Source organism: Pseudomonas sp. m6p (genome assembly GCF_055760375.1).
This window is the reverse complement of sequence record NZ_CM147084.1, coordinates 2,278,916-2,292,133: the sequence shown is the minus strand read 5'-3', so window position 1 is coordinate 2,292,133 and position 13,218 is coordinate 2,278,916. Positions and strand designations below refer to the sequence as shown.

Sequence of the window (13,218 nt, the reverse complement as noted above, 5' to 3'; positions counted from 1 at the left end):
ATTCGCCTGAGGAGAATGTCATGTTTCTACATAACAAACGACTTCAATACACCGTGCGGGTTGCCCAGCCAAATCCTGGGTTAGCAAATTTATTACTGGAGCAGTTTGGGGGAGCTCAGGGCGAGCTTGCAGCCGCCTCACGCTACTTCACCCAAGCCTTGGCAGAAGATGATCCAGGCAGAAAAGATCTGCTTATGGATATCGCCACCGAGGAGCTCAGTCACCTTGAGATCGTCGGGTCGATCATCGTGATGTTAAACAAGGGTGCCAAAGGACAAATGGCTGAAGGTGTGGAGGAAGAAGGAGAGCTGTATCGCGCCATTAATGGTGCCGGCAACGACTCTCACATCACCAGTTTGTTGTATGGCGCGGGTGCTCCGTTGACTAACTCGGCGGGCGTACCTTGGTCAGCAGCTTACGTCGACACCATCGGCGAACCCACAGCAGACATGCGCTCAAATATCGCCGCTGAGGCGAGAGCGAAAATTGTCTATGAACGGTTGATGAATGTTACCGATGATCCGGGTGTGAAAGAGGCCCTAGGATTTCTGATGACGCGTGAAATCGCCCACCAGTTATCTTTCGAAAAAGCGCTGCACGCCATCCAACCAAATTTCCCTCAGGGCAAACTGCCGGGCATGCCGGAGTTCACCAACGTCTACTTCAACATGTCAAAGGGCGAAGGCAGCACTCGCGGCCCTTGGAACGAAGGGGACGATTGGGACTTCGTGGAAGATCCGGCGCCTGCAGTGGATGGTGGGGACGGCACCGCCTCTGTGCAATTGAGCGCTGAGGACGAAACGCTGCTCATGGATATGAAAGCAAGGACGATGTCCGACCCAGACAGCAATCCGATCACAGGGGCGGACTTAGGGGCGGGGGTACAAGGCGAACCTCAACCTTGAAGAGCAGCCGCACGTCCTCTGGCGTGCGGTCTTCCATCTATTCAGAGGGGAATCACATCATGGTTAACAAAAAATCAGCGCGTCGGAATTTAACTGGCCCTGAGATGCTCTTTGCCACCAGCGTCGCTTACGAACGTGACGCGCAACGCGTATCCAAACAGTTCCTACGGTCGCTTTCCGTATCTACTGAAAAGTACGATTCAAAAAAATAGGAGGTATCCGTGCCCGATCCGTTGACCTCATCAGGCGCACCGCCTCGCTCCTGGTTCACCCGGTTCTCAGGAACTGGGTGGGGCGGGCGCGCCTTCTGGTCAATTTTGATTTGCGTAACATTGTTCTTACTCATATGCGGGTATGGCGCCTTTGTCGGCGCCAACAAACAAAATCTGCACTTCGCTTTTCTCGGTGGCATGTCGGGTTTCGCTGCGACGGCCATGGGAGCTGTCTTGGCGATTGCGTTACGAGACATCGCCGCCCGTACTCAAGACACCATGTTGGGCTTCGCCGCCGGCATGATGCTGGCCGCCAGTTCCTTACTGCTTTGGGTTAGCTCCAGCCTTTTGTCTGTCCTCCGAAAAATATTCGGAACACGTCTCAAACGAGGTTGGTCAGTCTTCATGCACGGCAAGTTTTGCAATGCATGTTGATCCCATGCGGACGCCCATCGGGCGACGCCAATACTGACCAGAAGGAAGTTTGGAAATGGCTAGAAAAACTGTCGAAGACTTGTTTATCCATGAACTCTCTGACGTTTACAGTGCGGAAAAACAAATTACCAAAGCATTGCCGCGCTTGGCGAAAGCAGCGACTAATCCACTGTTGGCGGACGCGTTTACGTCCCACTTGGAGGAGACCCATGGGCAGATTGAGCGCATTGATCAGTTGGTGGAACTCACCGGTATTAAACTGAAACGTATGAAGTGCGTGGCCATGGAGGGGCTCGTCGAAGAATCGAAAGAGCTGCTCGAAGAAATCGACCAAGGAGCCGTGCTCGACGCTGCACTAATCGGTGCGGCTCAAAAAGTGGAGCACTATGAAATTGCCGCCTACGGCACACTGATAGCGATGGCCAAGCATCTCAAACTCGATGACGCGGCGGCTCTTCTAGCTGCGACCCTTGCCGAAGAGAAAGGGGCTGATGAGAAGCTGAGCAAGATCGCAGAGCAGGGCGGTAATCAAGCTGCGACCTTGGAAAAGAAACGCTAAAAGGTTTGTAAAGATCCGCTGCTTGGTGACGATGGCAACATCGTCACCTCTTTTTCCAAAGCATCGGCTTCATCACCTCAGGAACCATCCGATTTGCCGAGAATTCTGACCTCCCAATTGAGCGATACTGAGCTCACTGCGCGCGATGCGGAGATGTTCGGATCTCCTAAAGAGCGTCTGGATTTCTACCGTCGCGAGATTCAGTACGAGACAAGCATTCTTTCCAATCGAACGAACGCGTATCTGACTGCGCAATCCTTTCTGGTAATTGCTTTTGTGTCCTGCATGGCCAACGTAAATCCGGAATGGGGGAAGCTATTTACCTTAGTAGTGCCTGCCTTCCTAGCGCTGCTAGGAATTCTTAGCTCACTGAATGCTTGGCCTGGGATTCGCGCAGCGTATGACATCATCGATCATTGGTATTACAAGCAAAGCGAGCTGCTGCGAAGTGAGCCAGTGATGGGGTTGGCGTATGACGAGTCGCCTTTGTTTTGCGAGCGCGAATCCACTCACAAGGGATACCGAAAGGCGCTACTTTTCTCAGTTCGTACGCCTTGGATTTTTGCGACGTTTTGGGTATTGCTCGCCGGCTGGGCAATCTATATTCAAACCTCCAATCCTGGAGCATAACCCCCCACTACATCAGAATAGTGCGTTCGCCATGGCCCTCCATCTTCAATAAGGACATCGATCACATAGTAGGGATTGATCCCTTCGCAGACGGCATGATTGACCTCTATTCGGGGTACACCCATCTGATTGAGCATCTTAAGTCACTTCTTTGCGCAATTAGTCGCCAAGGGTTTTGGCCTTCCGCAGCTAGGTCTATGCCTCATTCCATTCCAAGATCGCGGTTTCGCGCCATTTAACTTCAGTCACACCGTAACGCTCAGCTTGAGGTTTTGACACGACCTTCAAGGGTGGTCGACCTGGTTTAGGAATTGGGGCCAGACCGGCATCGCAGCTTGCCCAATGCCAGGCATCCACATTGCGCATTGTTTTGGCGCGAATGACGAATGACTTTGGCTGCCCGTGGAGTTTGTAGTCGATGACAAAAATATCTGTTTGGCTCATGAGTTCCTCCTTACGCTCATAGGCAAAAGAGTGATGCTCGCAAAAAAAATTCCAACGTTTTTCAGTTTTCCTCGGAGGACGGTTTTTTCGCCAGGCTATAAGCGTTCGAAGTCGCCGATTTTTTGCTAGGCACCCCGAACAGCGGCGATCTAGAAGGGTCAGAGCGAGGTGTATTTTTTTCTAGAATGCGTTGCAGCGCACACAGACAGATGCAACGTTTCAGCAAAAGTAGTCTTAAAATGCGTTGTCAAATTGCTTCGGTGAGCATTTGACTCGCTCCGAATTTGGACAACAATCAATGAACACTGCCCTTAGGAAAAACGTAATGATTTCCGCTCTCGAGCTCCGCCATATCATTGAGTGTGGCTTCCTACCATTGTCCTGCTCATGCACGACAAATGCGGATGGCTCATTGATGATTAAGGTTACCGATCCTTCAACAGGCAGTGTGGAGCTTTTGGTGACAGGGGTTTCGACTGCGGAGCTCACCTCTAGCAGAGCGATTGCCGCTCTAATTGGCGAGCTACGCAGTGAGATGACGGCACGCAAAACCAATTTCGAGTCGAGTGAGCGTAAAGCGCAGGGGCGTTGAGCAGATTGAGGCACAAACATAGCCGTCAAAAGTCGCCTTTGATGTCAAACTGATATCGGTCATAATATGGCTTCAATTTCATGGAGCCCGTCCCGTGTCCTCCGATAGAACACAGCAACTTGAGCAAGCACTCCTAGCCGTTATAGCGGCAGCCACAAAGATGGGTGTGAGCTGTGATGCACTATGCGCAGAAGCGGTTGGCGGCCTGATGGCAGATCGTTACTGGCAGTGGTCGCTCACGGAGCATAAAAACGGCGCTGCGGATGAGATAGAGGAGGCACTCACCAAGCTTCTGATGAGAGGAGTTACAAAGTCGAGCCCGACCTACCTCCGCATCTCCGATCCTGTAAGTCAGGCTTTGTGAATCGCGATACCAGGTTGTAATAACGTCGCCATAGCGATCACGAAATCATCCAGCGACCACGGCTTGTGCAGATAGATGCTAGAGGCTGGAACAGCTTCTGGATCTATCAAATATCCAGAGGTCAGGATTGCTGCAATTGATGGCCATCGACTACTTACCATCTCGATGAATTCGATCCCCTGGATCTGGCCGGGTACGCCATGGTCTGCGATCACCAAACGACACTGTTCATGAGTTTGAAGCAAATAGGTTAACGCATCATCTGCAGTCTCAAAGGAGATCGCCTTCCCGCCGACCTCCGATACGATTTCTTCCATCAGCGCTCGCAAGGTCGGATCGTCCTCGATGACGATCACCGATCCTTCAATAGGCAAAAAACCTTCCCACTGTACGATCAATCCGAGATCCCTTAGCCGAGCGCACCTGTCGGCGTTTGATGAGTCAGTTTGTGAGTGTATTCGCATTTCAGGATTTTGTGGCCCCTTGCGAATCTATTGATGACCCAGATCACAGATCGTCTCCAGTACCTGAACGAACTGGAGAGTCGAGGCCGACCAAGGTGGAAAACCGCTGCCTTTTTTTTGGATCGCTCCCCCAAATGAAAAAAGGACGAGAGTTTTCGGTATAAAACCGAACCATCTCGTCCTTTTCACTTACCGGTAGACTTAGGTAGTCAACAGTGTTGCGCTGCTATCGCTCTCCGGAATATCGATGTGGCTATCGCCGGGTGTCAGAATGACTTTTCGGCAGTCCTCTTCTTTTTTATCAAAGATTTTATATCCCTCAGCGGCCTGTTCCAGTGACATGCGATGGCTGATGATGACTTCCGGTGAAAGACGACCTGTTTCGATATGGTCGAGGAGCTCAGGTAGGAAGCGATGCACATGAGTCTGACCCATTTTGAAGGTCAGCCCCTTGTCAAATGCGTCTCCGAACAGGAAGCCATGGATGAACCCTGAATAAACGCCAGGAACACTTACGATGCCGCCGCGTCGAACGGCGGCGATGCACTGACGTAAAGCCTTGCCGCTGCTGCCCTCAAGCTTGAGTGTCGCGAGAACGGTTTCCGTCGTACTACCTTTTGCTTCAAACCCCACCGCATCCACGACGCCATCAACACCCCGCATTCCTTTGGTTTGTCGAATAATCGTATCTGCGGGATCGTCGTCTTCATCGAAGTTGATCGGAATTACACCGTATGTTTTCTGCGCGTATGCCAAGCGGTAAGGATGGTGATCGACCATGAAAATTTGGTCGGCACCGAGCATCCTTGCACAGGCCGCACTCAACAACCCTACGGGGCCTGCACCATAGATGGCGATGCTGGAGCCATTACCAATCCCCGCATTCGTTACGGCCTGATAAGCAGTTGGAAGGATGTCTGATAGGAAAAGAACCTTTTCATCCGAAAGCGTCCCCGGCACTTTAAACGGCCCGGTGTTGGCTTTTGGTACGCGCACGTATTCGGCTTGCCCGCCAGGCACCCCGCCGTACATGTGACTGAAGCCGAACAGCGCGGCTCCTGGTGGTATGGCCTTTTTATTTATGATCGCTCCGCGCCCTGTATTTGTTGTTTCGCAGGCCGCGAACAGATCCATTGCGCAGAAGAAACAGCTACCGCAGGCGATTACAAACGGAATTACCACACGGTCGCCGGGTTGCACGGCGGTCACAGCTGAGCCTGCCTCTTCAACGATTCCCATAAACTCATGGCCGAAGATATCGCCATGCTCGACAGTTGGAATCTTTCCCCGATAGAGGTGGAGGTCAGATCCGCATATCGCCGTTGCGGTAACCCGAAGAATGATGTCATCACTTTCTTCAATAACCGGATCGGGAACCGTGTCGACTTTGACGCTGTGCGCGCCGTGATAGGTGAGTGCTCTCATGACGTCTTACCTACTTCAGCTGGATGGTAAGTGGGAGAGGAGGATCGGGGAAAGTAAGTTCAGAGCGATACAGACGCAAATGACTAGCGGTCGCCTATACACGCTCGCTTGTAATTTTTTAAACCTATTGGAGCGAAATTAGGTCGACTGCTGGAGTCTGTAACTCAGATAGTCGGAGGTGACGTTAATGATCGGTGTTGTCATACCTGCCCACAATGAAGAGCATCACATCTCTGCGTGTCTAACATCTGTTCTGTCCGCCGCTGCACATCCTGCATTGGCAGGCCAGCGAGTCTGTGTAGTCGTCGTTTTAGACGACTGTGCTGATCAGACCGGACAGATCGTTGCAGCACACGGTGTTAGCGGGATCGAGGTTTCCTTTCAGAACGTGGGCAAGGCGAGAGCAACCGGTGCAGATCATCTTCTAGCCGCTGGCGCGGAGTGGCTTTCCTTCACCGATGCTGACACCGTAGTGCCACATGATTGGCTGGCGCGTCAGATTGAGCTTAAGGCTGATGCAGTTTGTGGGACAGTCGAGGTGGATAGCTGGAATATCCATGGAGATTTGGTTCGGTCAAAGTACATGGAGCTTTACCAGTTTATCGAGAATCACCGGCATATCCACGGCGCCAATCTTGGACTGAGTGCCGAGTCCTACCGGAACGCTGGCGGGTTCCAGCATCTCACTGCACACGAAGACGTCCATTTGGTTGCTGACCTGAAGCGGGTTGGTGCTCATATCGTTTGGACAGCCACGAATCCGGTAATAACCAGCGCCCGCAAGGATTACAAATGTCGCGGAGGGTTTGGAGAGTATCTAGTCAATCTGGGTGCCTCACTGGGATTGCCTGCGCTTGATCCACAGGTTAGCGCCAGCGTCTCTCTTTGAAAGTGCTGTCGGAAGGAGGTGGCTAGTTGGAGTACATTGATTACCTGCAATGGCCAGCCATGGTAGTGACGGTAGCCTCAGCGTGGTTTATCGGTTCGCAACGAGCGTATAGGCGCATGATCGCCTTTTGGGGATTTATCACCAGTAATGCGCTTTGGGTGATCTGGGGGTTTCACGCCGACGCTTACGCGCTGATCCTGCTCGAATGCATACTTTTGGGGATGAATGCCCGAGGCTTCAGGAAGAACCTCAGTGCTTCCGAGTCATCAACCTAAGACATATAGCTCGAATGACTTTGACCCTACGTAGCCCGAAGCGATTACGGATTAGTGTACTGAGAGATCATTGTTCACGCAGGAACTCGATTATTTCTCTCGCGAGCTCGTCGGGCACTTCCTCCGCCATGTGATGCCCACAGTCGAGCCCACGACCACGTTGTCGTGCTGTCCACGGTTCCCACACGCCTAAAACATCGCCGTACAGAAGCTCAAGATCATCACGTAGTGACCACAAAATCATTGTCGGGCACTCGACCCTGCGGCTCTCGCGGCGGTCGACTTCATCGTGAATACGGTCGATTCCAAGGCCTGCTCGATAATCTTCGACCATGCCATGAACGGTTGCTGGATCATGGATAGCTGCTTGATAGTCTCTGTAGGCGTCTGCACCCATCGCCTCGGCTGTGCCGCCGTACCATCGATCAGGGTCGGCCAGGATTGCCTGCTCCGGTTTTTCGAGTTGCCCGAAGAAGAACCAATGCCACCATTTCGTCGCAAACTGGGCGTTACAGCGCTCGAGAGCTTCAAGTATCGGTACGCCGTCCAATATGCCTAGATGTGTGACGGCCTCGGGATGATCCATAGCCGTGCGAAAGGCGGTGTAACTACCTCGATCATGGCCAATCACGGCGAACCGCTGATAACCCAGATGTCGCATTAGGGCGATGCAATCCCGGGCCTTGGCGCGCTTGGAGGAGCCTGCATGATCGGATGTATCCTCAGGCTTTGATGACTGGCCAAAGCCTCTTAGATCAGGGCAGACAACATAATGATTTTTTGCCAAGAGTGGAGCAACGCGATGCCAGGTCGCATGAGTCCTAGGATGCCCATGGAGTAATAAGACGGGAGAGCCGCTCCCACCATGCCTGACTCTGAGGGTTGCCTCTGGGAGTTTTACGATATCGAGCGAAAAGTTATCGAACATTCCAATGTCCTTGGCGGTGTCCACTGCTCTTCGATTAGCAATGACCCTGCTGGCTGACTATGTTTCATTGGGGCTTGAGTTTTTCTTGAGCCCTCGAAGGTTCATCAGGAAAAGACAAACCTGTAATACGATCAATGCATACGCGCCTGCGTAAAATCCCCAAATCACCCACAAAACGTTGCTCACACTGAAGCATACAAATCCGATCATCCGCCGTCCTGGCCGCTGCGACCCGATTAGCCATGCGGCGAGAACGGTAACAACCATCGCTGGCCATTGAATCCAGTCCAGATAAGCCAATTTGTCCTCCCGGTACAGTTCAGCGAAGTAAATCGCTAGGTCGATGCCACCTAGTCAATGGGCTTTTGATCGTTGGATGAGCTTTTCGATTTGCCGAGAATGTAGCAAGGATGAAGCTGACCATTTGGGTGGGTTGTGACGACCACAGATATCAATGACCAGCCTTCGCGAAGCTTAAGGTTTGCATCGTGGGCTGATAGCGATTCCATGACCTGAACTGTCTCGGATATGTGCATTTCGTCTATCTCAAATCCTAGGGGGCAAACATTAGGCGTCGCTCAAGAGGAAGGGTTCCTTTATTGGTGCCTCGCTCAGTTGGATCATTCGCGCTAGCGCCGGGTCTACATTGAGACGTTGCTTGAAGGGTGATCAAGTGAGCAAAATCGTCAGCGCACATGACTTACAAATTGACCTTCAAAGTGCGAACGAACCCGGTTTGTTCAAATGGCTGATCGCCAGTTTCCTGATGGGCAAAAGAATCCAGGGGCCGATTGCCGCCAAGGCGTACCAGGTGATCGTCGTGAAACACCATCGGGATACGCCGCACAAGTTGGCGAGCTGCACTCACCGCCAGTTGGTCATGATGCTTGGTGAGGCTCACTACGTCCGTTACGACGAGACCACCGCGTCGCGGTTATTGGCATTGGCTAACAAGATGAATGCTGAATATCACGGCAAGGTCAGCAACATCGTCGCGGCAAGCGCAGATCGTAACGCCTTCGAAAAGCGGTTATCTGAATTTGAAGGGATTGGGCCGAAAACCATTGAGGTTTTTATGAGGGAAGCAGCTGCATTGCTCTTCAGACCCTCCTGCTAACTTTCACCTACAATGACTCCCGGTTGCGTGCAGCATGGAGAAATCATGACAAACCACAGGCTAACCACGCTGGGCTTGCAGCTGAACGTTTCGATCTGCGGTCAAGGCTCGCCGGTGCTTTTGCTCAATGGTCTGGGGGGCTTGATTCGTACCTTCGATCCGCTGCGCGATGAACTGGACGACTTCATGACCATCACACTGGACGTGCCAGGGGTCGGCAAGTCGCAAATGCCCCGTTGGCCCATTCGCCTGCCACGCCATGCCGACGTGATTGCAGAGATGCTCCAGCAATTGGGAATCGACCAGGTCGATGTGTTCGGGGTGAGTTGGGGAGGTGCATTGGCTCAAGAATTCGCTCTTCGTTACCCGAGCATGGTACGCAGGCTGATCCTCGCGGCAACCTCTCCCGGCCCAGTGCTGTTGATGAAGCCTGCTGACGTTATGGATTTTTTCCGCAAGAGTAAAAACGCCAAAATGCGCAAGCAAGATAGCTCCCGCAATTCAATTCACACGCTGATGCGGTTCGGTGTGATGAAAGGCATGCTCTCTGTTAATCCGCGAACGTACTATTTCCAGCTCGCAGCCTTGATTGGATGGACAAGCCTGCTCCGGTTGTCCCGGCTGCCTCAACGCACGCTGGTTCTTACCGGCGACCGCGATCCATTAATACAGCCGTACAACGCCCATATCCTGCGCCGCACAATTCGACGTTCAGAACTTCGCATTCTGAAGGGCGAGGGGCACTTCTTTGTGGCTACCAGCGCTAGACGAACCGCCGTCTTGATCCGCGAATTTCTTAGCCGACAGTATGAGGATGAAGGGATGGCACCGAGGTTCGCAAACCGAAACGCCAAGGTTAGCCTGGAGCGCACCTAGGTCGGTTAATCCGCTCTTTGAAGTCGTTGTTAGGGGGGGCTCACACGAGTCGTAGGCAGCATTGGATTCTTCGCCAATCCTTTCAAACTCTCCAGATCGACGATGGTCAACCTTGTAGCTGTTGTTGATTAATCATGTCGAGGTGATCCATGGATAACTACCACATCACAAAAAAAGAAAACGCTTGGGAGCTTGTCAAAGAGGGCGCGCAACGTGCTTCCAAAACGGCATCTACGAAAGCGGAAATCACTGAAATAGCCAGCGAATTTCTGCAAGGTAAAACGGCCTCTCTGAAAATCCACAAAGAGGATGGGACGATTCAAGAGGAACGTACCTTTCCTCGTGCCGCCGACCCTAGGAAAACAAAAGGCTGAGTCGAATCCTAAATAATGGGCGGCTGTAAAGAAGACTTTCTGTCGTTAGCAAGGAAGTCAGCTTTATCAGAAAGTCGCTTTCCGTTCCCGGCTGCGCATGTCTACCCACAGGGATTTCTTCAATGGTAATTGCATGTCTAGGATGGGGATCTCTGATTTGGAAACCTGGGGCATTACCGCTCGCAAGCAAATGGTTTTCGGATGGGCCCAGTTTGCCCATCGAATTTGCGCGAGTCGGTGATGGTGGAGAGCTCGCAACGGCAATCTGCGCGAATGCGCATCCATGCGCTGTTCTATGGGCAGTGTTGAATGTAAAAAACCTGGAAGAGGCATGCGAGGCCTTGCGTGTCCGAGAGCAAATTCCAGAGGACAGGGAGGATGGAATCGGTGTTTTTACCACCAGTAGCTCCCCAGTGGGAGTAATCGCCGAATGGGCACTCCTTCACCAATTGGACGCAGTTATCTGGACTGCGCTGCCGCCCAGATTCGAAGACATTGAAGGTTTGATCCCAACCGTTGATGACGCTGTTTCTTATCTAGCTGGCTTGAGTGCAGATGCGCAGGAGCACGCACGGGAGTACGTTAGGCAGGTGCCTGCTCAGATCGATACGTCCTATCGAAGGGAGATCAATTCAAGGCTTGGGTGGCATCAATGAGTGCACAGAGCCAAGCTCAAATCGGCGCCATCTTTGATCAGCTGTTGGCTCTGCGAGAGAGCGTCAACCGTCTCCAACAGATAGAGGATGAAAGAGTAGGTACGCTTCGTGGCCACCAGACCGTGGATGTGGACGGCGCTTTCCTATTGGTTTTTCAAAAGCTTCAAGACAACATCGCCAATATGGAGGAGGCTTTGGCCACCATTGCGGAAGCCACAGGCGATGCACCGAAGTTCTAGCGGATCGTCATTGAGGCAAAATTACATGCCATAACGCTTGTTGCCACCTGAAGTAATGCAGAACCGACCGCCTCTTGGCCCGATGCAAACGTTTCCCGAGGAACAAGGGCAGGAGGATCCGTATTCCGGAGTCTGCCTCCGGATTGGTTGTACTGGCGAAGGCGACTGTCTCGGTCTAGAGGCGCTGTAGCAATTCGATCCGGTACAAAGACTTTTGGAGGAAAGCCATTTCGCAGGCTGGCCATCGACGCTTATGCGCACCCAATCATCCCGTTTTTCGAAGACCTGAACCTTGGCTCCCCGGCTCAACTTGGAGATAACTTTTCCGCCTGGTTGATCTCGGATATTTAGCTTGTCTGTGCTTACGTATTGATCAACTGAGGGGGCAGGTGTGGATGATGGAACCGAGGTAGATGAGACCAGAGTATTCGGAGTGGGAGGGGGGCTCGGTTGCACCTGAGCGGGAGGCGTGTCTTTTTTGCCTATCGCCCAAAGGATCGCGAAAAGAATCAGGAGTGGGACAAACCATGACTGGGACTTCTTGCGCATTTCCATTGCTCTCGCTCAGCAAGCATTATCCAGCCTGTCTTCCCTGACCAACCTGGCTTCGTAAACCTTTTGCGAGCTTAGCCAAGTTTCAACTTTCTGCACCTTACGTCAGTTCAAAGACTAGATCGCGCATCCACGGTTAGCGTCCCCGCAAAGCCCACTTATTGATCGTTTGCGTTCACGTTAAAAAGAAAGCATCGACTTCAAATTATCAATTTTGTTGAGCTCGCTGCGCTACGTCGCAAAGCCACCGGCGCAACAGCTGGGCTGCCTCACCCAACACCACATCTTTGGCCTGCACCAAATAGTAGCCCTTGCCAGTCTTCAGCACAGAGTCAAAAACAAGTACGAGAAGGCCCCGTTGTACATCTTCCTCGACCAGCCAAGGGCTGGTGAGCACTAAACCTTGATCGCGGCGCGCGGCATCGATTGCCAGCTCAGACTGATCGAACTTGGGGCTGCTCGAGAAGCTATCGAGTGACATACCGACCGATGATAGCCATTGAGACCAGTGAGCATGAGACGTCGTGTAGAGCAAGGTTGCTCCCGGCAAACATTCAAGGTTATGCAACTGGAGCCGTTCGCGATAAGCCGGGCTGGAATAGACCCTTACTTCGTCGGGCAAGAGCAGTTCTGCGTTCACACCACGGCCATATCCATCAAAATGCCGCACCGCCAGGTCGCAGGTAGCGTCATTGAAATCAACGGTATCGGTGGATGCGCTCAGGTGCAGTTGCACCTCTGGATGACGCTCCGTGAACAATGGCATCCGCTTTGCGAACCAGGAGCTGGCGAACGCCGGCGGCAGGCTTAACCGTACCTGTCTGTCTCTAAGACCACGGACGGCTAGGTTGGCTGTCTCCAGCTGGCGAAGAGCCGGCTTCACCTGCTCCCAGTAGCTCAGCGCTTCAGCCGTTGGCTGCAGCCTACGCACACTGCGTACGAACAGTGGCGTGCCTAGCCAATCTTCTAGCTTGCGGATCTGTTGCCCTACTGCCCCGGGCGTTACGAACAGCTGGCTTGCAGCAACGCTGACGCTGCCAGTGCGCATAACCGCGTCGAAGCAAGCAATAGCCCTGAGGGGCGTATCAGCTTTCATGACGTAGTTTTTCTCTTCTATAGATCGAAAACACATGATTTGTAGCGGCTTGCGTATTTTTCCACAATCGAATTTCGCAACAGCGCAGAACGAATCTCGATTTTCAAAGGAAAACTCAATGCCGATTGTCCGGGTAACGTGGTTTGACGACAAATCATCAACGATAAAAAGGGCCCATAAGTGAGG

General features: G+C 52.5%; 18 protein-coding genes. 11 read left to right on the top strand and 7 right to left on the bottom strand.

The annotated features are described in order from the left end of the window. The first annotated feature begins 20 nt into the window (after window positions 1-20). From ACYZUM_RS10310 to ACYZUM_RS10295, 4 genes are all read left to right on the top strand, one after another. Window positions 21-905 (top strand): manganese catalase family protein, encoded by an 885-nt coding sequence (locus ACYZUM_RS10310; RefSeq protein WP_042559209.1) that lies wholly within the window; start codon window positions 21-23, stop codon window positions 903-905. A gap of 221 nt (window positions 906-1,126) precedes the next feature. Further along, window positions 1,127-1,552 (top strand): ZIP family metal transporter, encoded by a 426-nt coding sequence (locus tag ACYZUM_RS10305; protein WP_392397291.1) that lies wholly within the window; start codon window positions 1,127-1,129, stop codon window positions 1,550-1,552. Window positions 1,553-1,607: 55 nt separating this feature from the next. Beyond that, window positions 1,608-2,111 carry a YciE/YciF ferroxidase family protein gene (locus tag ACYZUM_RS10300; RefSeq protein ID WP_042559208.1) on the top strand — a complete coding sequence of 168 codons (504 nt, stop codon included), beginning with the start codon at window positions 1,608-1,610 and terminating at the stop codon, window positions 2,109-2,111. Between the two features lie 93 nt (window positions 2,112-2,204). Continuing rightward, window positions 2,205-2,741 carry a hypothetical protein gene (locus tag ACYZUM_RS10295; protein WP_042559207.1) on the top strand — a complete coding sequence of 179 codons (537 nt, stop codon included), beginning with the start codon at window positions 2,205-2,207 and terminating at the stop codon, window positions 2,739-2,741. Between the two features lie 195 nt (window positions 2,742-2,936). Here ACYZUM_RS10295 and ACYZUM_RS10290 read toward each other — a convergent pair whose 3' ends face one another. After that, the gene (locus ACYZUM_RS10290; RefSeq protein ID WP_042559206.1) at window positions 2,937-3,185 is read right to left on the bottom strand and encodes a DUF6555 family protein; all 249 of its coding nucleotides are present in this window, start codon (window positions 3,183-3,185) and stop codon (window positions 2,937-2,939) included. A gap of 298 nt (window positions 3,186-3,483) precedes the next feature. Here ACYZUM_RS10290 and ACYZUM_RS10285 point away from each other — a divergent pair, with 298 nt between their 5' ends. Then, window positions 3,484-3,777 (top strand): DUF1652 domain-containing protein, encoded by a 294-nt coding sequence (locus tag ACYZUM_RS10285; RefSeq protein WP_419177673.1) that lies wholly within the window; start codon window positions 3,484-3,486, stop codon window positions 3,775-3,777. Between the two features lie 351 nt (window positions 3,778-4,128). Here the strand turns inward: ACYZUM_RS10285 and ACYZUM_RS10280 are convergent, their stop codons facing one another. Both ACYZUM_RS10280 and ACYZUM_RS10275 read right to left on the bottom strand, forming a co-directional pair. Continuing rightward, entirely contained in the window at window positions 4,129-4,539 is a 411-nt protein-coding gene (locus tag ACYZUM_RS10280; RefSeq protein WP_042559203.1) for a response regulator, read from the bottom strand. A 267-nt stretch (window positions 4,540-4,806) separates the two neighbouring features. Next, window positions 4,807-6,030, bottom strand: a complete 1,224-nt coding sequence (locus tag ACYZUM_RS10275; RefSeq protein ID WP_042559202.1) for a zinc-dependent alcohol dehydrogenase — start codon at window positions 6,028-6,030, stop codon at window positions 4,807-4,809. A 187-nt stretch (window positions 6,031-6,217) separates the two neighbouring features. Between ACYZUM_RS10275 and ACYZUM_RS10270 the strand changes: the two genes are divergently transcribed. Both ACYZUM_RS10270 and ACYZUM_RS10265 read left to right on the top strand, forming a co-directional pair. Next, window positions 6,218-6,919, top strand: a complete 702-nt coding sequence (locus ACYZUM_RS10270) for a glycosyltransferase family 2 protein (protein WP_042559201.1) — start codon at window positions 6,218-6,220, stop codon at window positions 6,917-6,919. A gap of 26 nt (window positions 6,920-6,945) precedes the next feature. Continuing rightward, on the top strand, window positions 6,946-7,194 hold the full coding sequence (locus tag ACYZUM_RS10265; RefSeq protein ID WP_142579884.1) for a hypothetical protein: 249 nt from the start codon (window positions 6,946-6,948) through the stop codon (window positions 7,192-7,194). A 67-nt stretch (window positions 7,195-7,261) separates the two neighbouring features. On the opposite strand, the gene ACYZUM_RS10260 is transcribed toward ACYZUM_RS10265, so the two are convergent. Together ACYZUM_RS10260 and ACYZUM_RS10255 are read right to left on the bottom strand one after the other, a co-directional pair. After that, window positions 7,262-8,122, bottom strand: coding sequence for an alpha/beta fold hydrolase (locus tag ACYZUM_RS10260; protein WP_042559200.1), 861 nt, complete (start codon window positions 8,120-8,122; stop codon window positions 7,262-7,264). A gap of 57 nt (window positions 8,123-8,179) precedes the next feature. Continuing rightward, window positions 8,180-8,389, bottom strand: a complete 210-nt coding sequence (locus tag ACYZUM_RS10255; protein ID WP_080896102.1) for a hypothetical protein — start codon at window positions 8,387-8,389, stop codon at window positions 8,180-8,182. 406 nt (window positions 8,390-8,795) lie between these two features. Between ACYZUM_RS10255 and ACYZUM_RS10250 the strand changes: the two genes are divergently transcribed. The 4 genes from ACYZUM_RS10250 (at window position 8,796) to ACYZUM_RS10235 (ending at window position 11,384) form a co-directional block, all read left to right on the top strand. Beyond that, window positions 8,796-9,239, top strand: coding sequence for an HhH-GDP family DNA glycosylase (locus ACYZUM_RS10250; RefSeq protein ID WP_042562087.1), 444 nt, complete (start codon window positions 8,796-8,798; stop codon window positions 9,237-9,239). 45 nt (window positions 9,240-9,284) lie between these two features. Further along, window positions 9,285-10,115, top strand: a complete 831-nt coding sequence (locus ACYZUM_RS10245; protein WP_042559199.1) for an alpha/beta fold hydrolase — start codon at window positions 9,285-9,287, stop codon at window positions 10,113-10,115. A 149-nt stretch (window positions 10,116-10,264) separates the two neighbouring features. After that, a complete protein-coding gene (locus tag ACYZUM_RS10240) occupies window positions 10,265-10,489 on the top strand; it encodes a DUF2188 domain-containing protein (RefSeq protein ID WP_042559198.1) in 225 nt (74 codons plus the stop codon). Window positions 10,490-11,141: 652 nt separating this feature from the next. After that, a complete protein-coding gene (locus ACYZUM_RS10235) occupies window positions 11,142-11,384 on the top strand; it encodes a hypothetical protein (RefSeq protein ID WP_042559196.1) in 243 nt (80 codons plus the stop codon). Window positions 11,385-11,405: 21 nt separating this feature from the next. On the opposite strand, the gene ACYZUM_RS10230 is transcribed toward ACYZUM_RS10235, so the two are convergent. Together ACYZUM_RS10230 and ACYZUM_RS10225 are read right to left on the bottom strand one after the other, a co-directional pair. Further along, a complete protein-coding gene (locus ACYZUM_RS10230) occupies window positions 11,406-11,933 on the bottom strand; it encodes an SH3 domain-containing protein (RefSeq protein ID WP_080896101.1) in 528 nt (175 codons plus the stop codon). 211 nt (window positions 11,934-12,144) lie between these two features. After that, window positions 12,145-13,185 (bottom strand): LysR substrate-binding domain-containing protein, encoded by a 1,041-nt coding sequence (locus tag ACYZUM_RS10225; protein ID WP_235378402.1) that lies wholly within the window; start codon window positions 13,183-13,185, stop codon window positions 12,145-12,147. Between the last annotated feature and the right edge of the window lie 33 nt (window positions 13,186-13,218).